The organism is Blastomonas sp. AAP25 (genome assembly GCF_001295965.1).
Classification (GTDB): Bacteria; Pseudomonadota; Alphaproteobacteria; order Sphingomonadales; family Sphingomonadaceae; genus Blastomonas; species Blastomonas fulva.
Window position 1 is genome coordinate 366,493 of sequence record NZ_LJHP01000005.1, and the last position, 21,025, is coordinate 387,517.

At 64.2% G+C, this 21,025-nt stretch carries 22 protein-coding genes; 5 read left to right on the plus strand and 17 right to left on the minus strand.

Going from position 1 to position 21,025, the window contains the following annotated elements; genetic code table 11:
• Nucleotides 1-33 precede the first annotated feature (33 nt).
• Together IP68_RS06420 and IP68_RS06425 are read left to right on the plus strand one after the other, a co-directional pair.
• Complete coding sequence (locus IP68_RS06420; RefSeq protein WP_231683764.1) at nt 34-402, plus strand: YciI family protein; 369 nt, start codon at nt 34-36, stop codon at nt 400-402.
• Complete coding sequence (locus tag IP68_RS06425) at nt 402-1,634, plus strand: RNA polymerase sigma factor (RefSeq protein WP_054134128.1); 1,233 nt, start codon at nt 402-404, stop codon at nt 1,632-1,634. Before IP68_RS06420 ends, IP68_RS06425 begins: the two co-directional genes overlap by 1 nt.
• On the opposite strand, the gene IP68_RS06430 is transcribed toward IP68_RS06425, so the two are convergent.
• The 4 genes from IP68_RS06430 to IP68_RS06445 form a co-directional block, all read right to left on the minus strand.
• Nucleotides 1,573-2,286: a TIGR02117 family protein gene (locus IP68_RS06430; protein WP_231683766.1), complete on the minus strand. Its 714-nt coding sequence runs from the start codon at nt 2,284-2,286 to the stop codon at nt 1,573-1,575. The two genes, IP68_RS06425 and IP68_RS06430, sit on opposite strands and share 62 nt — an antisense overlap.
• Before the next feature lie 139 nt (nt 2,287-2,425).
• On the minus strand, nt 2,426-3,364 hold the full coding sequence (locus tag IP68_RS06435; RefSeq protein WP_054134130.1) for a 50S ribosomal protein L11 methyltransferase: 939 nt from the start codon (nt 3,362-3,364) through the stop codon (nt 2,426-2,428).
• Nucleotides 3,365-3,467: 103 nt separating this feature from the next.
• Nucleotides 3,468-4,214 (minus strand): SDR family NAD(P)-dependent oxidoreductase, encoded by a 747-nt coding sequence (locus IP68_RS06440; protein WP_054134354.1) that lies wholly within the window; start codon nt 4,212-4,214, stop codon nt 3,468-3,470.
• 66 nt (nt 4,215-4,280) lie between these two features.
• Entirely contained in the window at nt 4,281-5,684 is a 1,404-nt protein-coding gene (locus tag IP68_RS06445) for a methyl-accepting chemotaxis protein (protein ID WP_054134131.1), read from the minus strand.
• Between the two features lie 215 nt (nt 5,685-5,899).
• Here IP68_RS06445 and sdhC point away from each other — a divergent pair, with 215 nt between their 5' ends.
• From sdhC to sdhA, 3 genes are read left to right on the plus strand one after another with little or no spacing between them, the layout of a single operon-like run.
• Entirely contained in the window at nt 5,900-6,289 is a 390-nt protein-coding gene (sdhC, locus tag IP68_RS06450; RefSeq protein WP_054134355.1) for a succinate dehydrogenase, cytochrome b556 subunit, read from the plus strand.
• Between the two features lie 57 nt (nt 6,290-6,346).
• Nucleotides 6,347-6,736: a succinate dehydrogenase, hydrophobic membrane anchor protein gene (gene sdhD / locus IP68_RS06455; RefSeq protein WP_054134132.1), complete on the plus strand. Its 390-nt coding sequence runs from the start codon at nt 6,347-6,349 to the stop codon at nt 6,734-6,736.
• Nucleotides 6,736-8,538 carry a succinate dehydrogenase flavoprotein subunit gene (gene sdhA, locus IP68_RS06460; RefSeq protein ID WP_054134133.1) on the plus strand — a complete coding sequence of 601 codons (1,803 nt, stop codon included), beginning with the start codon at nt 6,736-6,738 and terminating at the stop codon, nt 8,536-8,538. Before sdhD ends, sdhA begins: the two co-directional genes overlap by 1 nt.
• Before the next feature lie 88 nt (nt 8,539-8,626).
• On the opposite strand, the gene IP68_RS06465 is transcribed toward sdhA, so the two are convergent.
• From IP68_RS06465 to rimP, 13 genes are all read right to left on the minus strand, one after another.
• Nucleotides 8,627-9,046: an endonuclease domain-containing protein gene (locus tag IP68_RS06465; RefSeq protein WP_054134134.1), complete on the minus strand. Its 420-nt coding sequence runs from the start codon at nt 9,044-9,046 to the stop codon at nt 8,627-8,629.
• Nucleotides 9,047-9,245: 199 nt separating this feature from the next.
• Nucleotides 9,246-11,591, minus strand: a complete 2,346-nt coding sequence (gene pnp, locus IP68_RS06470) for a polyribonucleotide nucleotidyltransferase (RefSeq protein WP_054134135.1) — start codon at nt 11,589-11,591, stop codon at nt 9,246-9,248.
• A 211-nt stretch (nt 11,592-11,802) separates the two neighbouring features.
• Nucleotides 11,803-12,072: a 30S ribosomal protein S15 gene (gene rpsO, locus IP68_RS06475; protein WP_054134136.1), complete on the minus strand. Its 270-nt coding sequence runs from the start codon at nt 12,070-12,072 to the stop codon at nt 11,803-11,805.
• Nucleotides 12,073-12,093: 21 nt separating this feature from the next.
• Nucleotides 12,094-13,083, minus strand: coding sequence for a tRNA pseudouridine(55) synthase TruB (gene truB, locus IP68_RS06480; protein WP_054134137.1), 990 nt, complete (start codon nt 13,081-13,083; stop codon nt 12,094-12,096).
• A 77-nt stretch (nt 13,084-13,160) separates the two neighbouring features.
• Nucleotides 13,161-13,706 (minus strand): GNAT family N-acetyltransferase, encoded by a 546-nt coding sequence (locus IP68_RS06485; protein WP_054134138.1) that lies wholly within the window; start codon nt 13,704-13,706, stop codon nt 13,161-13,163.
• Nucleotides 13,703-14,278 carry a thymidine kinase gene (locus IP68_RS06490; protein ID WP_054134139.1) on the minus strand — a complete coding sequence of 192 codons (576 nt, stop codon included), beginning with the start codon at nt 14,276-14,278 and terminating at the stop codon, nt 13,703-13,705. Before IP68_RS06490 ends, IP68_RS06485 begins: the two co-directional genes overlap by 4 nt.
• A complete protein-coding gene (locus IP68_RS06495; RefSeq protein WP_054134140.1) occupies nt 14,278-14,679 on the minus strand; it encodes a type II toxin-antitoxin system VapC family toxin in 402 nt (133 codons plus the stop codon). Before IP68_RS06495 ends, IP68_RS06490 begins: the two co-directional genes overlap by 1 nt.
• 12 nt (nt 14,680-14,691) lie before the next feature.
• On the minus strand, nt 14,692-14,961 hold the full coding sequence (locus tag IP68_RS06500) for an AbrB/MazE/SpoVT family DNA-binding domain-containing protein (RefSeq protein ID WP_054134141.1): 270 nt from the start codon (nt 14,959-14,961) through the stop codon (nt 14,692-14,694).
• 31 nt (nt 14,962-14,992) lie between these two features.
• Complete coding sequence (gene rbfA / locus IP68_RS06505) at nt 14,993-15,403, minus strand: 30S ribosome-binding factor RbfA (protein WP_054134142.1); 411 nt, start codon at nt 15,401-15,403, stop codon at nt 14,993-14,995.
• A 54-nt stretch (nt 15,404-15,457) separates the two neighbouring features.
• Nucleotides 15,458-18,025, minus strand: a complete 2,568-nt coding sequence (infB, locus tag IP68_RS06510) for a translation initiation factor IF-2 (RefSeq protein WP_054134143.1) — start codon at nt 18,023-18,025, stop codon at nt 15,458-15,460.
• A 93-nt stretch (nt 18,026-18,118) separates the two neighbouring features.
• Nucleotides 18,119-18,826, minus strand: coding sequence for a DUF448 domain-containing protein (locus IP68_RS06515; protein ID WP_054134144.1), 708 nt, complete (start codon nt 18,824-18,826; stop codon nt 18,119-18,121).
• Nucleotides 18,807-20,426: a transcription termination factor NusA gene (gene nusA, locus IP68_RS06520; RefSeq protein WP_054134145.1), complete on the minus strand. Its 1,620-nt coding sequence runs from the start codon at nt 20,424-20,426 to the stop codon at nt 18,807-18,809. The genes IP68_RS06515 and nusA overlap by 20 nt, the downstream gene beginning before the upstream one ends.
• Nucleotides 20,427-20,428: 2 nt before the next feature.
• Complete coding sequence (gene rimP, locus IP68_RS06525; RefSeq protein ID WP_197275742.1) at nt 20,429-20,998, minus strand: ribosome maturation protein RimP; 570 nt, start codon at nt 20,996-20,998, stop codon at nt 20,429-20,431.
• Nucleotides 20,999-21,025 lie beyond the last annotated feature (27 nt).

Here is a 21,025-nt window from a genome sequence, read left to right on the forward strand (position 1 = left end):
ATCCCGGTGGCGGGGCGTTCGATCCAAGGAGACATGACGATGCAATACATGCTGATGATCCACGAAGACGAAAGCGTTTATGCCGGGCCGGATGGCGAGGCGATCCTCGCCGACACGCTGGCCAAGCATATGGCGCTGGCCGAGGCTCTGGTGGCTGCGGGCGTGCCGTTTTCGGGCGAGCGGCTGAAGGCTGCCTCCACCGCGACCACCATCCGCTGGGACCATGGCAGCCACCAGATCCACGATGGCGCCTTTGCTGAAAGCCACGAGGAACTGGGCGGCTTCTACATCATCACCGTCGACAATCTCGATCAGGCGCTGGAATGGGCCAAGCGCATTCCCGTACCCGGCAAGGGATCGGTCGAGGTGCGACCGATCTGGCCGATGGGCGCAGAGGGCTGATGGACGCGCGGGGCGGGGCAGGTGCGGCGATCATCGCGGCCCGCCCCGTTGTGGTCGCCGCGCTGGCGGCGCGGTTTCGCGATCTGGACCTGGCCGAAGACGGCTTTGCCGATGCCAGCGAACTCGCGCTGCGCCAGTTCAGCGATGATCCGCTACCTGCGAACATGGCCGCATGGCTGCACGTTGCGGCGCGGCGGCGGATCATCGATCGGCTGCGGCGCGACGCGCGGCTCGCCAAGCTGGTCGCCAGCCAATCGGCTTCGGAAGCGTTCGTGGCGGCAGAGCCGGAACTGCTGCCGGGCGAACCGATCCCCGACGAGCGACTGCGGCTGATCTTCATCTGCTGCCACCCGGCCATCGCGCCCGATGCGCGGGCGGCGCTGACGCTGCGCGTGGTCTGCGGCGTGCCGACCGAACGCATTGCGGCGGCCTTCCTGATGGCGGTGCCCGCGATGTACCAGCGACTGACACGCGCCAAGGCCAAGATCCGCGAGGCACAGGTGCCCTTCGAAACGCCGGAGCCGCATTTGTGGGGAGAGCGGATGGCTGCGGTGCTGGCGACGCTGGAGATCGGCTATGCGCTGGCCTATCAGGATGCCGGCAGCAGCGAGCCGACCGCGGATCTGGGGCCCGAGGTGCTGCGGCTGGCGCGGATGCTGGCCGAACTGGTGCCGGGCGATCCCGAGGTGCTGGGGCTTGCCGCGCTGGTGCAACTCGCCGAATCGCGCCGTGGCGCGCGCGTGGATGAAACCGGCTGCATGGTGCCGCTGAGCGAACAGGATGCAGCACGCTGGGATGCCCCGCTGATCGCATCTGCAGCCAGGCTGATGGACCGGGCGGCGGCGCTGGGGCGCAGCGGCCCCTATCAGATCATGGCCGCGATCCATCTGACGCACGCCCGTCGCCGCGACGAAGGCTCCACCGACTGGCAGGCGATCGTGCGGCTGTATGATGTGCTGCTGGTGATGCGGCCCGGGGCGGTGGTGGCGATCAACCGCGCGCTTGCGCTCGGCAGGCTTGCAGGGGCCGAATCCGCGCTGGCTGCGCTCGACGCACTCGATGCGGCGGCGCTTGCAACCTATCGGCCCTGGCACGCCGCGCGCGCGCATCTTCAGGCGGCGACCGGCGATTTTGGCGCAGCACAGGCGAGCTACCGCGCGGCGCTCGCGCTCAATCCTCCGTGGGCCGAGCGGCTGTACCTCGAGGCGCGGCTTGCGGGAACCAGCGCATGACGTGGTGCTCTGCCGGGGTCCACGCGCCAACTCTGACGCCGATCGCACGCAGGTGATTCCCGGTCCACACGTTGCAGCTGTTGACCAGCGAATAGCGGCCTCGCGCCTGATAGAACACATCGTCGCCGCCATAGCCTGGGATAGGCTCGAGCGGTCCTGTTTCGGGCAGCGCGATATCCTGCATCAGCCGTGCGGCGAGCGTCCGGTAGGCCGCGTGGCTGATCACCAGCCGCCTGGCGTAGCGCCCTTCGAGCGGGCGGGTCATGTGGTAGATGTGGACGAGCGTCGCATCGCTGCCGATCGCGGCGCGCGCCATGGTGGCAGGGTCCAGATCCTGCCAGCGCGGGGTGGCGAGATAGAAATCGCGTTCGCCCCAGCCGATCGCGACATGATCGGTGGCGCCGGTGGCGTGGTAGCGCATGTCGCCAAGATCGGTCGGCGGGAACAGCGCGTGCCAGTCGATGCCTTCTGCCTGGGCAGGCAGGATGAACCCGGTGTGGAAGCCGTTGGTCTCGACATAGATGGTGATGCCGTCATCGGGTTCGCGCCAGTCGCGGTTGGTGCCGATCAGCCCCCCGGCTTCGCCCGCAAGAAAGGCAAGCCCCGCGACGAGCAGCAGCCAGCCGAGGATGGAGCGAAGACGCCGTATCACCAACCCGATTTCCGGCCTGGGCTGACTTTAACCCCGTCATTCCCGCGAACGCGGAAATCCCGCTTTTCGAGCGCCAGCCGTGGCAGAAGCGGGACCCCCGCGTGCGCGGGGGTGACGGGGAAATCTCTCGGGTGCGAGATTACGCCTTGCCCGTCCATCGTCCGCCCCGCTTGCGCAAGCGCAGCACGGTCCAGTCGCCCAGGTCCAGCCGCTCGGCAAGGCGAAAGCCGACCATCCGATAGGCGCGCGACACCGCGTCCGCCTGCGTGCCCAGCAGGCCGGAGAGCACCGCCTGTCCCTGCGGTGCGGTGACCGCAGCGATATCGCCCGCCAGTTCGATCAGCGGCCCGGCCAGGATGTTGGCGATGACAAGGTCATAGGGCGCGCGGCGCTGCAGATCGGCATCGTCCAGCCCCTCGGCGATGAACATCGCAAGCGCGCCGGGGCGCTGGCCCAGCGCAACGCCGTTGGCCTCGGCATTATCGACGACCGCCGGGCCGCAGACCGGATCGATGTCGCTCGCGGTGGCAAAGCTGCGCGGCCACAGGTGCATCGCGGCAAAGGCGAGCAGGCCCGTGCCCGTGCCGATATCGATATGGCTGCGCACAACATGGCCGCGGCGCTTCATCGCATCGAGCATCATCAGACAGCCGCGCGTGGTGTTGTGGTGTCCGGTGCCAAACGCCAGGCTCGCCGGAATGCAGAAATTGGTGATGCCGGCTTCGGTCGACGCGGGCATCTCGGGGGTGTGGACGCAGAAGCGGCCGGCGCGGATCGGCTCCAGCCCGGACTGGCTCATGGTCACCCAGTCGTCCTCGGGCAGCCGCTCGGGCTTCAGCCTCAGACCATCGGCGCTGGGCACCAGATCGCGCAGGCGGCGGATCCACCGGGCATCGGGCTTCTGCGTGAAATAGCCATGGATCGCCCAGCTTCCAGGCATCTGGGGGTCGGCATAGGCATCGACCTCGCTCGCCACCAGGCTGGGACTGCCGAACGCGGCCTCGTCGATATCCTCGGCTTCGGTAACCGCCTGCGCCTCGGCCAGCGTGCAGGGAATGGTGACTTTCCAGTTGTCCAATGAGGGGGTCCTTCGTCGCTGTCGGATGCGCGGTTATGCCTGAGCAGCGTGCTCTAGTGTGACAAACGTCCGATTGCCAGCGCAAGGCGCATTGCGGGGCATCCTACCGCACAAAGCTTGCGCCGTTGACGTCGAGCACTGCGCCGGTCATCGACGGCGGGGCGTCGAGGGCGCAGAAAGCGGCCATGGTGGCGACCTCGTCGGGCATGGCGACTCGGCCCAGCGGAATGTCGGCGAGCAATTTGTCGCCGCCGCGACTGGAAAGGTAATCCTCCGCCATGCCGGTCATCGTGAACCCCGGGCAGATCGCAAAGGCATAGATGCCTTGCGACGCGTAGGCGCGCGCGATCGACTTGGTCATCGCCACCATGCCGCCCTTGGAGGCCGCATAATGCCAGTGCGCGGGGCTGTCGCCGCGATAGGCGGCGCGGCTGGCGATGTTGACGATGCGCCCTTCCTGCCCGCCTGCCTGGAAATGCAGCACCGCAAGCCGGCACAGTTGCGCGCTGGCGGTGAGGTTGATCGTCATCGTCTCGTCCCACGCGGCAAGCCATTCGGCATCACCTGAATCGATTGGGTTGGCAGCGAAGATGCCGGCGTTGTTGATCAGGACGTCGATCCGCCCGTCGAGCAGGTCAAGCGCTTCGGCCCACAGACTGCCGGGACCGCGAAAATCACCGAAATCGGCATCGACCAGATCCCAGGCCGGGGCATCGGGGCTGTCGTCGGGAAACGGGCGGCTGGCATGGCCCACCACCCGGTGTCCGGCTTCATGCAGGGTGTCGGCGATAGCGCGGCCGATGCCGCGGCTGGAGCCGGTGACGAGGATGTTCTGTTCGACATGGATCATGCGCGCCAGCATAGCCCGCGCGTGCGATGCGGTCCATCGGTGCGGGCGGCAAAATCGATCGGTCGGTCAGGCGATCTTGGCGAGCCCGATTTCGTCGGCAAAGCTGTTGGAGCGCTGCTTGAGTTGGGTCAGTTGCGACTGCAGATGGCTGAAGCCCGCGCCCACCTTGTCCATCTCGCTGGCAAGCCCCTCGGTATCCATGCGGATGGTGCCGATGGTGTTCGACATCGAATCGGCGGCGAGCGCGGTCTCGTCGACAGCGGCGGTGATGATTGTCACGGTCTGGGCCTGGATTTCCATCGCCTGGCGAATCCGGTCGGCCGAAGTCTGCACCTCGCTGACCGTGGCGCGGACCGAATCGTTGGAGGCGACGGTGTCCCGCGTCGCCTGCTGGATGGCGGTGATCTTGTGCGCAATATCGTCGGTGGCGCGCGCGGTCTGGTTGGCGAGGCTCTTGACCTCTTGCGCGACCACGGCAAAGCCACGCCCGGCATCGCCTGCGCGCGCAGCCTCGATCGTGGCGTTGAGCGCGAGCAGGTTGGTCTGGCCTGCGATATCGCGGATCAGGCTGAGGATCGATTCGATCGACTCGGCGTGGGTCGACAGCGTCTGCGTGCTGGCGACCGCATGTCCCGCTTCGCGCGAGGCGCGTTCGGCAACGTCGGCGGCAACCTCCACTTCGCAGCGGGCATCCTCGATCGCGCGGATCAGGCCTGCGGCGGTCTGCGCCGCCTCGCGCATGGCGATGGCAGATTGTTCGGCGGCAGCGGCGACCTCGGACGAGCGGCCCAGCATCTGGCGCGCGGCCTCTGAGGCGGCAACCACCTGGCCCTGCAGCCCGGTTCCCAGATGCGATGCCTGCTGCAACTCGCCATCGACCGTCTGCTTGAAACTGGAGGTCTGCTGCATGCGCGTGTGCTGCGCCTCGAGGCTGCTGACCGCATTGACCGCGAACGACATGATCTCGGCCTCGATCATCATCATCTTGGCCATGGCCCCTGCGAGGCTGAAATACAGCAGCGGCTGATCGCTCAGCTTGGTGTGCATGCGCTTGAGGGCAAAATCATAGGTCTGCGTCTGTGCGGCGAGGACCTGCCACAGCGGAATGCCCATGGCGCGGGCGTTGAGCGTGTTGGCAAACGCCTGCTCGACCCAGCCCTGTTCATCGAACCGCACGAATTTCTCAACCGTGTATTCTCGCACCGAACGGATGGTGGATTCGCGCACCTTGTCCAGATCGCGAACCCGCGACGCGATGTTGCTGGCGGCGACATAAAAGTCCCAGAACGCGTTGGCGATCAGGTCTTCGTCGCCTTCCATATGCTCCCGCGCCTGGCGGGCAAGCCCGGGCAGCTTGCCATCGGGATCGAACGCGGTCAGGCGGTCGCTGATCGACAGGTCGTGCATGACCAATGCGTACAGCGACCGGGCATCGGTCGGGCTGCCGGAATCGCGGTTGAACTCTGCCATGCCGTCCTCACATAAGCGGTGATATGCCAGTGACTTTAGGCCGACATGGTTAATGCGGAGTTAGGATGCTGCGCGAAGCGGCGCGGATGGAGCCCGTTGCGTGCGCCTGCCGAAACTGCGCCGCCGCAATCAGCAATTGCATCATGTGGGCAATCGGTTAAACAGGCGCGGGACGCATTTCAGTCGTTATTATGATCGATTTTACGGGGGATACCATGGGCAAACCATCGGGCAGGCCGCTCTCGCCGCACCTGTCAATCTGGCGCTGGGGACCGGCCATGCTGGTTTCCATCCTGCATCGCGCAACCGGCGATGGCATGGCAGTGATCGGCGGCGTTCTGCTGGTCGGCTGGCTTATGGCGCTTGCCAGCGGACCAGAAGGCTATGCCTGGTATGTCGGCTGGGCCACCAGCCCGATCGGCTATCTGCTGATGATCGGCCTGAGCTGGGCCTTCTTCCAGCACATGTGCTCGGGTCTGCGGCATTTCGTGCTGGATATCGGCGCGGGGTACGAGGTCGACGGCAACAACCGCTGGTCGGCTCTGCTGCCCGTGCTGGCGATCGCGCTGACCGCGATCTTGTGGACGATCATCTTTTTCGTCTGAGTCTTTTTGAATTTTTACGCTGCGCAGGACCATTGATGTCCGCGCGAGGAGGCGACCATGGGTAGTGGCACCAGAATTGGCAAAGTACGCGGACTGGGATCCGCCAAAACCGGGACCCACCACTGGGTCATGGCGCGCGTCACCGCGGTCAGCAACCTGATCCTGATGATCTGGTTCATTGCGTCGCTGGTCAGCCTGCCCGCGCTTGATCACGCCACGGTCACCGCCTGGCTGTCCTCGCCGCTGGCCGCCACCGCGATGATCCTGCTGCTGATCACCGTGTTCTATCACCTGCGCCTTGGCCTGCAGGTGATCGTCGAGGATTATGTGCATGATCACGGCACCAAGTTCGGCGTGATCCTGCTGCTCAACTTCTATGCCATCGCCGGGGCTGCCCTCGGCATCTTTTCTGTCGCACGCATTGCCTTTGCCGGAGCCGCAAGCTGATGTCTGAAGCCTACAAGATCATCGACCATGTATACGACACGGTTGTCGTCGGGGCAGGCGGATCGGGCCTGCGCGCCACCATGGGCAGCGCCGAAGCGGGCCTGAAGACCGCGTGCATCACCAAGGTGTTCCCCACCCGCAGCCACACCGTGGCGGCCCAGGGCGGCATCGCGGCGAGCCTGGGCAACAACTCGCCCGATCACTGGTCGTGGCACATGTACGATACCGTCAAGGGATCGGACTGGCTGGGGGACCAGGACGCGATCGAATATATGGTGCGTGAAGCGCCTGCCGCTGTTTACGAACTGGAGCACGCAGGCGTTCCGTTCAGCCGCAACGACAATGGCACCATCTATCAGCGCCCGTTCGGCGGCCACATGCAGAACATGGGCGAAGGCCCGCCGGTGCAGCGCACCTGCGCCGCGGCCGACCGTACCGGCCATGCCATGCTGCATGCGCTGTACCAGCAGTCGTTGAAGTACGATTCCGACTTCTTCATCGAATATTTCGCCATCGACCTGATCATGGAAGACGGCGCGTGCCGTGGCGTGATCGCCTTGTGCATGGAAGACGGATCGATCCACCGCTTCCGCAGCCACGCCGTGGTGCTGGCAACCGGCGGTTCGGGCCGCTGCTATTTCTCGGCCACTTCGGCACACACCTGCACCGGTGATGGCGGGGCGATGGTGCTGCGTGCGGGCCTGCCGCTGCAGGACATGGAATTCGTCCAGTTCCACCCGACCGGCATCTATGGCGCGGGCGTGCTGATTACCGAAGGCGCGCGCGGCGAGGGCGGTTACCTCACCAACTCCGAAGGCGAGCGCTTCATGGAGCGCTATGCTCCGTCCGCCAAGGATCTGGCCAGCCGTGACGTCGTCAGCCGCTCGATGGCCGCCGAAATCCGCGAAGGCCGCGGCGTCGGCAAGGAAAACGACCATATCTACCTGCATCTCGATCACATCGACGAGAAGGTGCTGGCCGAGCGCCTGCCGGGCATCACCGAGACCGGCAAGATCTTCGCCAATGTCGACCTGACCCGCCAGCCTCTGCCGGTGGTGCCGACCGTCCACTACAACATGGGCGGAATTCCCTGCAATTATCATGGCCAAGTTGTCACCATCAAGGATGGCGACCCCGATACCGTGGTCCCCGGCCTGTATGCCGTGGGCGAAGCCGCCTGCGTATCGGTGCATGGCGCCAACCGCCTGGGTTCGAACTCGCTGATCGATCTGGTCGTGTTCGGCCGTGCGACTGGTCACCACCTGCGCGATACCATCAAGCCGGGCAGCTCGCACAAGGCGCTGCCGCAGGATTCGGCGGATATGTCGCTCGCGCGTCTCGACCACTTCCGCAACGCCAAGGGCGGTTCGCCGACCGCGCAGATCCGCATGGACATGCAGAAGACGATGCAGAAGCATGCGGCGGTGTTCCGCGACACGCAATTGCTGTCCGAAGGCACCGCGCTGATGCAGACGGTCAACCAGCGGATGCAGGACGTCCACGTTTCCGATCGCTCGCTGATCTGGAACACCGACCTGATCGAGACGCTGGAACTCGACAACCTGCTCAGCCAGGCGGTCTGCACCATCGAAAGCGCGCACAGCCGCAAGGAAAGCCGCGGCGCGCACATGCACGAAGATTACCCCGAGCGCGACGATACCAACTTCATGAAGCACACCGTCAGCTGGTTCGAAGGCTGGGGCGGCAAGGGCGGCAAGGTCACCCTCGATTTCCGCCCGGTGCACGAATACACGTTGAGCGACGAGATTGAGTACATCAAGCCCAAGAAGCGGGTGTATTGATCGGATAGCTTTGCCGTCTGGCAAGGATGATACCAATGGGGTGGGATCGTGCTGTTAAAGCGTGATCCTGCCCCGATTTGTTTTCAGGTCAGGGTTTTTCCGTTCGGATGCGCGGCAGTCTCTTGCGCCCCTCCCTGGAAGGGAGGGGTTGGGGGTGGGTCCCGCCGAGGCACTCGGCGGTCCGCGCTAGCACTTCCTCTGCGACGGCTTCGGGGCTCTCCATCACCTCATGGTTCCAGAACCTCATCACCGTCCATCCGCGTGCCTCAAGATAGGTTGTTCGGACGACATCGTTCGGATTGTCGAGATGCTGCTCGCCATCAATTTCAACGATCAGCCTGGCACGGCGGTTAGCGAGGTCCGCGATATAGGGTCCGATGACGAGCTGCCGTGTGAACCTTGGGCGATAGGCTGATAGCTGCCTCCAAAGCTTGTGCTCGGGCAGTGTCGCATTGTTGCGCAGTTCGCGAGCGTTGCGAGTCATAGCTGGCGGGACGCGTTGGGCCATGAAGCCGGATGTTACGGATGTTTCATCTGGACGCCTACCCACCCCCAGCCCCTCCCTTGAAGGGAGGGGAGCGTCCGTAGCGCGACCCTCTTAGCCTTACCGCCGCACCCAACAAAAAACCGGCCGGAAGCATGACGCTTCCAGCCGGTCTTTGTCGCATCACGAGCAAGCCCGCGACACTAGCAGCAAACTGCTAAGCTCAGTTGTCGCCGGTGATGAAGTCGGGCAGTCCCGCATCGGGGGCCGAGCCGCCTTCTGCACGGCCGCGGCCACGGCCACCGCCGGAACGCTCGCCGCCGCGATCACCGCCGCCCGAACGTTCGCCACCACGGCCACCTTCGCGGCCACGTCCGCCATCGCCGTCGCGACGGGGGCGACGATCGCCGCGATCACCACGGTCGCCACGTTCACCGCGCTCGCGCGGTTCGCGGGCAGGGCGGGTGTCTTCCAGCTCTTCACCGGTTTCCTGATCGACGACGCGCATCGACAGGCGAACCTTGCCGCGCGGATCGATCTCGAGAACCTTGACCTTCACTTCTTGGCCTTCGGTCAGGACGTCGGTCACCTTTTCGACCCGCTCGTTGCGGATTTCAGACACGTGGACCAGGCCGTCCTTGCCGCCCATGAAGTTCACGAACGCGCCGAAATCGACCATGTTCACGACCTTGCCGTTGTAGACCTTGCCGACTTCGGCTTCTTCCACAATGCCCAGGATCCACTTGCGCGCGGCTTCGATCTGGTTGACGTCGGACGAGCTGATCTTGATCAGGCCTTCATCATCGATGTCGACCTTGGCGCCGGTTTCAGCGACGATCTCGCGGATCACCTTGCCGCCGGTGCCGATGACTTCACGGATCTTCGACTTGTCGATCTGCAGCGTCTCGATACGCGGAGCATGCGCCGAAAGCTCGGTGCGGGTGCTGTCGAGCGCCTTGGCCATTTCGCCCAGGATGTGCGCACGGCCTTCCTTGGCCTGCGCCAGCGCCTGCGCCATGATCTCGCGGGTGATGCCGGCGATCTTGATGTCCATCTGCATCGTGGTGATGCCTTCGGACGTGCCAGCCACTTTGAAGTCCATGTCGCCGAGGTGATCTTCATCACCCAGGATGTCCGACAGGACAGCGAAATCGCTGCCTTCGAGGATCAGGCCCATCGCGATGCCCGACACCGGACGCTTGAGCGGAACGCCCGCGTCCATCATCGAAAGCGAACCGCCGCACACCGTTGCCATCGACGAAGAGCCGTTGGATTCGGTAATGTCGGACAGAACGCGGATCGTGTAGGGGAACTCGTCCTTGCTGGGCAGCACGGGGTGCAGCGCACGCCATGCCAGCTTGCCATGGCCCACTTCACGACGGCCGGGCGCGCCGAAGCGGCCGACTTCACCGACCGAATAGGGCGGGAAGTTGTAGTGCAGCATGAAGTTTTCATACGAGAGCCCGGTCAGGCCGTCGATCATCTGCTCGCTGTCCTTGGTGCCCAAGGTGGTGGTGCAGATCGACTGCGTTTCACCACGTGTGAACAGCGCCGAACCGTGGGTGCGGGGCAGGAAGCCGACCATCGCTTCGATCGGACGGATCTGCGTGGTGGTACGGCCATCGATGCGGCTGCCGTCCTTGAGGATGGCACCGCGGACGATTTCCGCTTCCAGCTTCTTCATGAGCTTGTTGGCGGCCATCTGGTCCTGCGGGGTGGCGTCGGCAAAGGCTGCCTTGGCCTTTGCGCGAGCTTCATTCAGCGCGTTCGAGCGGGCCGACTTGTCGGTCAGCTTGTACGCTGCGGCAATGTCCGAACCGATCAGGTCGCGCAGCTTCTGCTTGGCAGCCGACAGATCGGCCTGTGCAGCCATTTCCCAAGGATCCTTGGCAGCCTGCTCGGCCAGCTTGATGATCGCGCCGACAACCTGGCGGCAGGCATCATGCGCGAACTCGACAGCGCCGAGCATGATTTCCTCGGAAAGCTCCTTGGCTTCCGATTCGACCATCATCACGGCATCCTGGGTCGCGGCGACGACGAGATCGAGCTCGCCTTCCTTGACCTGATCCATCGACGGGTTGAGCTGGTATTCGCCGTCCTGGTAGCCGACGCGGCACGCGCCGATCGGGCCCATGAAGGGGACGCCCGAAAGCGTCAGCGCAGCCGATGCTGCGATCATCGCCACCATATCGGGCTCGGATTCGCCGTCGAACGACAGAACCTGCGCGATCACGTTGATTTCGTTGTAGAAACCTTCGGGGAACAGCGGACGGACGGGACGGTCGATCAGGCGGCTGGTCAGCGTTTCCTTTTCGGTCGCGCCGCGCTCACGCTTGAAGAAGCCACCGGGGATGCGGCCTGCTGCGGAGAATTTTTCCTGATAGTGAACGGTCAGCGGGAAGAAATCCTGGCCTTCCTTCACGGACTTTGCGGCGGTCACGGCGCACAGCACCACGGTTTCGCCATAGGTGGCCAGCACAGCGCCGTCCGCCTGACGGGCAATGCGGCCCGTTTCGAGCTTGAGGGTCTTTCCGCCCAACTCGATTTCTACAGTCTTTACGTCAAACATGGATTTTCCTTATCGAACCCGATGCGCCCTATTGCGGACCGGGGCCTCTTCTGGTGCCAGGCTGACCGGCCTGGCGCGGTTCGGGGCTGTTCTGCTGCCCCGGCTGGCCTTTGTCCGCCTCATTGCGGAAAAGGTCCGTTGAGTGCCGCGCCCGGTATTTTCAGGGGCGCGGATAAACGAACGGCCCCGCTGGGGGGCCGTCCGAGAATTCTTACTTGCGAAGACCCAGCTTGGCGATCAGGTCGCTGTAGCGGGTGGCGTCCTTCTTCTTCAGATAGTCGAGCAGCGAGCGCCGCTTGTTCACCATCATCAGCAGGCCGCGACGCGAGTGGTTGTCCTTGTGGTGTGCCTTGAAGTGGTCGGTCAGGTTGTTGATGCGCTCGGTCAGGATGGCTACCTGGACCTCGGGTGAACCGGTATCACCGGCTTCGCGGGCATGTTCCTTGATAACTTCTTCTTTGCGTACTGCACTGATCGTCATGTTTCTTCGTCCTTCGAACATCTATCCAAGGTTGAAGCCGCGCACCACCCGGACCTCATGGTCCGAAAGCGAAACGAGAGCGAGTGGAGTGCCATCACTCCCCCGCGCCCAATATCGCCCATCGTGTGCGGCTATCCCGGTCACGACCTGCCCCATATGGAGCCGCCTTGCCTGATCGGGGGTGAGGTCAAGAGCCGGGATGTCGTCCAGCCCTGCCTCGAATGGCAAGATTATGTCTTCTGGGGCCGCGCCATGGCGGATTTGCTCCAGATTGTCCAGTGAAATCGCCCCCGCCAGGGTGAAGGGGCCCGCCTGCGTGCGGCGCAGCATCGTGACGTGCCCGACCGTTCCCAGCGCCTGCGCGATGTCGCGGGCGAGGCTGCGGATATAGGTTCCCTTCGAGACAGAAGCGGTGAGGGTGATACTTTCCAGCAACGGTCCCGCTGCGCCCTGATCGTCACCCTGAACTTGTTTCAGGGCCCATTTATCGTCTTGCGGCTTCGGCTTTTGGGGCACGATGGGTCCTGAAACAAGTTCAGGATGACGGATCGTCAGCGTATGCACCGTCACTGCCCGGCTCGCCAGTTCCACCTCTTCGCCCGCTCGCGCCAGATCGTACGCGCGCTTGCCATCGACCTTGAGCGCTGAATACGCCGGTGGCACCTGGTCGATCGGCCCGGTAAAGCGCGGCAGCACCGCTTCGATCGCTTCCAGCGTCGGCCGCACATCGCTGTCCGCCACGGCAACACCCTCGACATCGAGCGTATCGGTCTGCACGCCGAAGGCTATCGTGAAATCATAGGTCTTGTCGCCGTTGAGCATCTGGCCGGTGAGCTTGGTCGCCTCGCCCAATGCAATCGGCAGCACGCCGGTCGCCAGCGGGTCGAGCGTGCCGCCATGGCCGACCTTGACCTTGCCATGCCCCCCGGCACGAAACGCGCGCTTCACCGCGGTCACCGCGTCGGTCGAGCCCATGCCATAAGGTTTGTCGAGAATGATCCATCCGTGCATCGCCAGCGCCGTTAGCACCGTTATCCGGCGCTACCAAACACTCCGGCAAACTCTCAGGCAAATCCTCAGGCAAACTCTCAGCCGCGGCCGCCGGACCATTCCGTCTTCAACAGGCCGAACATGCAGGTGTCGCGCACATAGCCGGTCCAGGTGATGCGGTTTCGGCGCAGGGTACCCTCGTGCATCGCGCCCAGCTTGCGCACCGCCGCCTGGCTGCGCAGGTTACGGCTATCGACTCGAAATTCGATCCGGGTGAAGCCGCAGGCAAAGGCGTGGTCGATCATCAGCCGTTTGATCGCAGAATTGACCCCGGCGCTGCCGCGCGCGGCGGGCTCGATATAGGTGCCGCCGATCTCGACGACATGGTTGCTTTCGTCGGGCGCGATATAGCAGGACATGCCGACCAGAACGCCGCGATGCAGCACCGCAAAACGCACCCAGTTGGTTGTGGCGTGGAAGTCTTCCATCGCGCGGTCAAAATGCTCGCCCAGCATCGAGACCGGATAAATCTCCCAGATATCGGGATCGCGCGCACACGCCGCGCGCAGCAATTCGATGTGGTGTGCGGCCAGCGGCTCCAGGCGGACATCACCATCGACCAGAACAGTCTCCAGCGCGCTCATGCCATTTTCGCCATGAAGTGCTTGCGGCACAGCGCGATATAGCGGTCATTACCACCGATCTCGGTCTGCGCGCCGGTCTTCACCGCCTGGCCGGTCTCATCGACCCGCAGGTTCATCGTTGCCTTCGCCCCGCATTCGCACACGGCCTTGAGCTCGACCAGATGATCGGCGATGGCGAGCAGCTGCGCGCTGCCGGGAAAAAGTTCGGCCTGGAAATCGGTGCGCAGGCCGTAGCAGAGCACGGGAATCTTGAGCTCGTCGCAGATCCGCGCGCATTGGAACACCTGCGCCTTGGTGAGGAACTGCGCCTCGTCGACCAGCACGCAATCCAGCGGCGCAGAGGCGAGGTCGAGCGCGACCGCAGCGAAGATGTCGGTGTCGGCTTCGAACAGATGCGCAGGCGCGTGGAGTCCGATGCGCGAGGTGATCTGCCCGGTGCCGAAGCGATCGTCATGCGCCGCGGTCCACAGCATCGCCCGCATCCCCCGCTCGGCATAATTGAACGCCGCCTGCAACAGCGTGGAGGATTTGCCTGCATTCATCGAGGCGTAGTAGAAATAGAGCTTGGCCATCAGGGAGCTTTTCGAAGTGGCGTTACGGGCAGGGGGCTGTCCTCGCCCGCCTGTCGGACCAGCCTTCGATCAAAGGTGGTAAAGCCACTGGCATCGATGGGAGCCGACGCCAGATGCATCATGTCTGCCCAATCCGCACCAGCCCGGTATCGCTCGATAGCCCAGGCAACTGCAGCTGGGCTTTCGGTGTGCGCGTTATCCAAACTGACAAGTTCCTCGAGAAGGGTCGCCACCATTGCACGTGGCAGCCGGACCGCCTTCTCCAGCACCCAGCCAAGTTCGGTAAACGCTGTCCAGCTACGCACGAACGGTTTTGACACAGCGTCATCAGCGAGCAGGCACTGCACAGGATCATCATTCAAGACCCAACGCGCCAAGACATTGGTATCCAAAACCTGCATCAGCTAACCGCGTTAATTGTCGAGCGAGGGATCGTCGACATCCGGCGACCAGCTCAGTTTTTCAAGGGGTATTGGCGGTCCTTTGTGCTGGTAAATGGCCCTTAAGCTGCGAGTGACGTCTTCGACCGAACGCCGGGGAGCTTTGGATGGTCGGCGCAGAACAATATCCTCGCCTCGTGTCAGCACGTCGAAAATCTCGCCTTCGGCCAACTTCAGACGGTCTCTCACATCCTTGGGGATGAGAACCTGGCCTTGAGCCGAGAGGCGGGTTACATCGTTCATGCAAGCAGCCTATGTCTTACCCGGTAAGACGTCAATCTTGGGCATCGTCCTTGCCCAGATCCTGCGCCACCTTGGGCGCGTTGAGCAGCTTGTCGATATGGCTGCCGGTGTCGAAGCTGTCATCGGCGAGGAACTTGAGTTTCGCCGCATATTTGGTGCGGATGCGCGAGGCGACTTCCTTCTGAAAGAAGGCAGTGTTGGTGCGAAGTGCCTTGAGCACCACCTCTTCGTCCTTGCCCAGCAACGGCTTCACGAACACTGTGGCGTGCCGCAGGTCAGGAGACATGCGGACTTCGGTGATCGAGATGGTAGTCGCGGTCAGCACCTTGTCGTGCACCTCGCCGCGCGCGAGCAGCTCCGACAGAACGTGCCGCACTTGTTCGCCCACCCGCAGCACGCGGACGGAGCGCCCTTCGGGGCCGGTATCGTTATGCTTGGCCATAATGTCCTCTCACGACGCCCCGCCGCCTCTCAAAAAGGCGGCGGGGGTCACGAATTACAAGGTCCGGTCGCGCATTTCGACGTCGAACGTTTCAAGGATATCGCCCGGCTTGATGTCGTTCGTATCCTGCAGCACGACGCCGCATTCCAGGCCCGTGCGGACCTCGGCGACATCGTCCTTGAAACGGCGCAGCGAGGAGATGACCGTCTTGGAGACGATGACATCGTCGCGGGTGATGCGCGCGTGCAGGCCCTTGCGGATGAAGCCGTCGGTGACGAGCAGACCCGCCGCCTTGTCCTTCTTGCCTGCCGGGAAGATCTCCTTGATCTCTGCGCGGCCGACCACGGTTTCGATGCGCTCGGGGCCAAGAACCCCTGCCATCTCGCCGCGGATATCGTCGAGCAGGTCGTAGATGATGTCGAAATACTTGAACCGCACGCCATCACGCGTCGCCAGCGCCCGTGCCTGGGCATTGGCGCGGACATTGAAGCCGATGATCGGCGCGTTCGAGGCCTTGGCCAGGGTCACGTCGGACTCGGTGATGGCACCCACGCCAGCGTGCAGCACGCGGGCCTTGATGTCATCGGTCGAGATCTTGTTGAGCGCGGTAACGATCGCTTCGACCGAACCCTGCACATCGCCCTTGACCAGCACCGGATATTCCTTGGCGCGGTTGGCGGCGAGCGACGAGAACATCGTGTCGATGTTGGTCGGTGCCATCGTGGTGCGCTTTTCGAGCGCCTTCTGGCGGCGATAATCGGCGACTTCACGCGCCCGCTGTTCGTTCTCGACCACGGTCAGCTTGTCGCCCGCAGACGGCACGCCGGTGAGTCCGAGAACCTCGACGGGTTCGGAAGGCCCTGCAGAAGGAACCTGCTTGCCCTTGTCGTTGATCAGCGCACGGACCTTGCCCGACTGCTCGCCCACGACGAAGATATCGCCGCGCTTGAGCGTGCCGCGCTGCACCAGAACGGTGGCAACGGGGCCGCGGCCCTTGTCCAGCTTGGCCTCGATCACGACAGCCTCGGCGGCGCGATCGGGGTTGGCCTTGAGCTCGAGCAATTCGGCCTGCAGCAGGATCTTGTCGACCAGGCCTTCAAGGTTGATCTTCTTGAGCGCGGAGACTTCCACGTCCTGCACTTCACCCGACATCGCTTCCACGATGACCTCGTGCTCGAGCAGGCGCTCGCGGATCTTCTGCGGATTGGCGCCTTCCTTGTCGACCTTGTTGATCGCCACGATCATCGGCACGCCGGCGGCCTTGGTGTGGTTGATGGCCTCGATCGTCTGCGGCATCAGGCCATCGTCGGCCGCCACCACCAGGATGACGATGTCGGTGACGTTGGCACCGCGCGCACGCATCTCGGTAAAGGCCGAGTGGCCCGGGGTGTCGAGGAAGGTGATCTTGTCGCCCGAGGGCACCTGCACCTGATAGGCGCCGATGTGCTGGGTGATGCCGCCCGCTTCGCCAGCGACCACATCGGTGCCGCGCAGGGCATCGAGCAGGCTGGTCTTGCCGTGGTCGACATGGCCCATGATGGTGACCACAGGCGCACGCGGCGACATGGTTTCATCGGCATCGACATCGGCGTCGTGGTCGATTTCGACATCGGAATCGGACACGCGGGTGATCTTGTGGCCGAATTCCTCGACCAGAAGTTCGGCAGTATCCTGATCGATCGCCTCGTTGATGGTGACCATCATGCCGAGCTTGAACAGCGACTTGACCAGATCGGAACCCTTTTCGGCCATGCGGTTGGCCAGTTCCTGGATGGTGATCACTTCGGGCACGACGACGTCGCGGACCTGCTTGGGCTGAGCATCGCGGCTCTGACCCGACATGTGCAGGCGGCGTTCCTTGTCGCGGGCGCGCTTGAGTGCGGCGAGGCTGCGCGCACGCGCACCGCCGTCACCTTCGTTCAGCGCCTTGCTCACGGTCAGCTTGCCCGACTGGCGGCGGTTGTCGACAACCTTGGCGCCGGTAGCCTTTTTGGGCTTGATCTCGGGCCGCGGCGGCGATGCCACCGGGGTAAAGCGACGCGGCGGCGGGGCCGCTGCGGGCTTGGCGTCTTCGGTCGCGGGGGCTGCGGCAGCAGCGGGTTCTGTCTTGGCTTCGACCGGCGCGGCCTGCGGGGCTTCGCTGGTAGGGGCGGGGGCAGGGGCGGCCTCTGCGGGCGTGGGCGCGGGCGCAGCAGGCTCGCTTTCGGCCTTCTTGGCTTCCTCGGTGCGGCGACGCGCTTCCTCGGCAGCGCGCTGCTTTTCCTCGGTCTCGCGGCGGCGTGCTTCTTCCAGCGAGGCCAGGCGTGCTTCTTCTGCTTCGCGCAGCAGCTTTTCCTGGATCTCGCGGCGGCTCAGCATCGACGACTGGGTCGGGCGCGGCGGCGGGGGCGGGGCTGCCACCGGCGCCGGGGTGGGCGCAGGGGCGGGGGCAGGCGCTGCCACTGGCGCAGCAACGGGTGCTTCGCCGGGCTTGCCGACCAGCTTGCGGCGCTTGACTTCGACCACGACCTTGTTGGTGCGGCCATGGCTGAACGTCTGCTTGACTTCGCCAGCTTCGACAGAACGCTTCAGCCCCAGAGGCTTGCGACCCAGTGTCGGCTTGTTTTCGGTATCTTCACTCATCGAACAGACTCAATCCTCAATAAATACGTCACGTCGGGCGATGGGTTCAGCATCGCCGGTTCGCGTGGGGCGATCCACGCACGCCAATGCGCGCTAGATCGTCATTCCGGGGGCAGGTTCAGCCCCCTCCCCTTTGAAATGCAGCAATCGGCCAAGAAACTGGTCAATGCGCGCGGCGGCGCGATGATCGGTCAGCGCAACATGAACCGCGTTGTCGCGCCCCAATGCCACAGACAGGCGGGTGCGGTCTACAGGCAATACAATGCCCCGATCGCCGCTGCCCTCGGTCTCGCTGCCCACGCGCCAGGCCTGGTCGAGCTTGCCATTGCCATCGGCGGCGGCATCGCTGGCGTGCAGCAACATGGTGACTTTTCCGCGCCGTGCGGTCTCGGCAATCCGGTCGGAACCGGTGAGCAGGGTGCCCGATCGCGCCTCGAGCCCCAGCCGGTCGAGCAGGGCGCGGGTCAGCGCTTCCTCGATGGCTTGCGGCAAGTCTTCCGGAATGGTGATCGGGCCGGTCTTGAACGCACGGGCGAGCGCGCCCTTGAGCTTGCCCTTGGCGATCGCCTCTTCAAGGCCTGCGCGGTCCACCCCGATCCACGCGCCGCGTCCGGGCGCTTTGGCACGAACATCGGGTGCCACGACGCCGTCGGGGCTGATGGCAAGCCGGATCAGATGCGCGCGCTCGTCCCGCTCGCCGCTGAGGATACAGCGGCGAATAGGACCTTCTGCGTTGTCGGCAGAGGGGGTAGGCGCGTCGGCTGCTAGATCAGCAACCGTGTCATTGGGAAGTTTCCGCATTCGCGTCCTCCCCAACTGTGTCTTCGTCTTCGAACCAGTGCGCGCGGGCGGCCATGATGATCTCGTTGCCCTGCTCTTCGTTCAGGCCATAAGTTGCCAGCACGCCGCCCTTGTCTTCGGGGCGCTTGTTCGACGGAGCCGAATTGTCACGGCGACGCTGCTCGACGCGCTTCTTGGCGATCAGCTCGTCGGTGGCGAGGTCGGCCAGGTCGTCGAGCGTCTTGATGCCCGCCTTGCCCAGGGTCACCAGCATTGCTTCGGTGAGGTGCGGCAGCTCGGCCAGCGCATCCTCGACGCCCAGGACGCGGCGTTCGGCGCGCGAGGCTTCCTCGCGACGCTCGAGCGCTTCCTGCGCACGGTTCTGAAGCTCGGCGGCGAGCTCGTCGTCAAAGCCTTCGATGCTCGAAAGCTCGTCGGGCGAAACATACGCCACTTCTTCCAGCTCGCTGAAGCCTTCGGCGACCAGCAGCTGCGAGAGCGTTTCGTCGACGTCGAGCTCGTTCTGGAACAGCTCGGACCGCTCGGTGAATTCCTTCTGGCGCTTCTCGCTCGATTCGGCCTCGGTCATGATGTCGATGGCAGAGCCTGTCAGCTGGCTGGCGAGGCGCACGTTCTGGCCGCGACGACCGATGGCGAGCGACAGCTGGTCGTCGGGAACGACGACTTCGATGCGGCTTTCTTCCTCGTCGATCACCACGCGGCTGACGGTAGCGGGCTGGAGCGCGTTGACCACGAACGTCGCGGTGTCTTCCGACCAGGGGATGATGTCGATCTTCTCGCCCTGCATTTCCTGCACGACCGCCTGAACGCGGCTGCCCTTCATGCCGACGCAGGCGCCGACGGGATCGATCGAGCTGTCATAGCTGATCACGCCGATCTTGGCGCGGCTGCCGGGATCGCGCGCAGCGGCCTTGATCTGGATGATGCCGTCGTAGATTTCGGGAACTTCGAGCTCGAACAGCTTGCGCATGAAATCGGGGTGCGCACGGCTGAGGAAGATCTGCGGCCCGCGGTTTTCGCGACGGACGTTGAGGATGATCGCGCGGATGCGGTCGCCGACGCGGGCGACTTCGCGCGGGATCTGCTGTTCGCGGCGGATCACGCCTTCGGCGCGGCCGAGGTTGACGATGACATGGCCGAACTCGACCGACTTGACGACGCCGGTGATGATCTCGCCGACGCGGTCCTTGAACTCTTCATGCTGGCGTTCGCGCTCGGCATCGCGGACCTTCTGGAAGATCACCTGCTTGGCGGCCTGCGCATCGATGCGGCCCAGGTCCACGGCGGGAAGCGGATCGACGATGAAGTCGCCGACCACGGCCCCTGCCTGCAGCTTCTGCGCGGCCTTGACGTCGACTTGCTTGAAATAATCCTCGACGGTCTCGACCACCTCGACGACGCGCCACAGGCGTAGGTCGCCGGTGTTGCCGTCGAGCTTTGCACGGATGTCGTTCTCGGCGCCGTAACGGGCCCGGGCAGCGCGCTGGATCGCCTCTTCCATCGCTTCCAGCACGATGGATTTGTCGATCATCTTTTCGGTTGCCACCGAATTGGCGATGGCGAGAAGTTCAGCCTTGTTGGCGGAAATGGCGCTGGCCATGATCAGTCTTCCTGTTCTTCGAGGTCTGCGGTGTCGTCGATTTCTTCGATGTCATCCGCGCCGCTGGTGTCGAGCGGGCGGGTGGCAGCGATCAGCCTGTTGGTCAGCATCAGCTTTGCGCTGATCACGTTCGAATGCGGCACGGTGACCGCGCCGGTCTTCTTGTCCTGCACGGTGATCTGATCGCCTTCCAGGCTCAGCAGATCGCCGGTCAATTGCTTGCGACCCTGTGCAGGTTCATGCAGCACCAGCCGGGCTTCATGCCCCAGCCAGTTGCCGAAATCCTTGAGCCGGGTCAGCGGGCGATCGATGCCCGGCGAGCTGACCTCGAGCCGGTAGGACCCGGGGACCGGGTCCTTGCCCGCTTCTTCCAGCGCATCGAACACATCGGAGATCCGCCGCGACAGCGAGGCGCAATCGTCGATGTTGAGCTGGCCGGTGTCGGGGCGTTCGGCCATGATCTGCAGCGTCCGCTCGTCGCCCGCACCGAAAAGGTGCACGCGCACGAGATCAAATCCCAGCGCATTGGCTTCGGGCTCGATCAGGGCAGAGACGGCAGAAAGGTCGGTCAAGAACGGGCTCTCACAGGCTTGAATGTG

Bases quoted from the DNA above. Each gene is read 5' to 3' on its own strand.
- IP68_RS06445 (WP_054134131.1), bottom strand. From the start codon at position 5,684: ATGGCAGAGTTCAACCGCGATTCCGGCAGCCCGACCGATGCCCGGTCG.
- IP68_RS06465 (WP_054134134.1), bottom strand. From the start codon at position 9,046: ATGGCCCAACGCGTCCCGCCAGCTATGACTCGCAACGCTCGCGAACTG.
- sdhA (WP_054134133.1), top strand. From the start codon at position 6,736: ATGTCTGAAGCCTACAAGATCATCGACCATGTATACGACACGGTTGTC.
- IP68_RS06515 (WP_054134144.1), bottom strand. From the start codon at position 18,826: ATGCGGAAACTTCCCAATGACACGGTTGCTGATCTAGCAGCCGACGCG.
- IP68_RS06485 (WP_054134138.1), bottom strand. From the start codon at position 13,706: ATGAGCGCGCTGGAGACTGTTCTGGTCGATGGTGATGTCCGCCTGGAG.
- pnp (WP_054134135.1), bottom strand. From the start codon at position 11,591: ATGTTTGACGTAAAGACTGTAGAAATCGAGTTGGGCGGAAAGACCCTC.
- nusA (WP_054134145.1), bottom strand. From the start codon at position 20,426: ATGGCCAGCGCCATTTCCGCCAACAAGGCTGAACTTCTCGCCATCGCC.
- rbfA (WP_054134142.1), bottom strand. From the start codon at position 15,403: ATGGCCAAGCATAACGATACCGGCCCCGAAGGGCGCTCCGTCCGCGTG.
- IP68_RS06495 (WP_054134140.1), bottom strand. From the start codon at position 14,679: ATGCAGGTTTTGGATACCAATGTCTTGGCGCGTTGGGTCTTGAATGAT.
- infB (WP_054134143.1), bottom strand. From the start codon at position 18,025: ATGAGTGAAGATACCGAAAACAAGCCGACACTGGGTCGCAAGCCTCTG.
- IP68_RS06425 (WP_054134128.1), top strand. From the start codon at position 402: ATGGACGCGCGGGGCGGGGCAGGTGCGGCGATCATCGCGGCCCGCCCC.
- truB (WP_054134137.1), bottom strand. From the start codon at position 13,083: ATGCACGGATGGATCATTCTCGACAAACCTTATGGCATGGGCTCGACC.
- IP68_RS06420 (WP_231683764.1), top strand. From the start codon at position 34: ATGACGATGCAATACATGCTGATGATCCACGAAGACGAAAGCGTTTAT.
- IP68_RS06490 (WP_054134139.1), bottom strand. From the start codon at position 14,278: ATGGCCAAGCTCTATTTCTACTACGCCTCGATGAATGCAGGCAAATCC.
- sdhD (WP_054134132.1), top strand. From the start codon at position 6,347: ATGGGTAGTGGCACCAGAATTGGCAAAGTACGCGGACTGGGATCCGCC.
- IP68_RS06440 (WP_054134354.1), bottom strand. From the start codon at position 4,214: ATGATCCATGTCGAACAGAACATCCTCGTCACCGGCTCCAGCCGCGGC.
- sdhC (WP_054134355.1), top strand. From the start codon at position 5,900: ATGGGCAAACCATCGGGCAGGCCGCTCTCGCCGCACCTGTCAATCTGG.
- IP68_RS06500 (WP_054134141.1), bottom strand. From the start codon at position 14,961: ATGAACGATGTAACCCGCCTCTCGGCTCAAGGCCAGGTTCTCATCCCC.
- rpsO (WP_054134136.1), bottom strand. From the start codon at position 12,072: ATGACGATCAGTGCAGTACGCAAAGAAGAAGTTATCAAGGAACATGCC.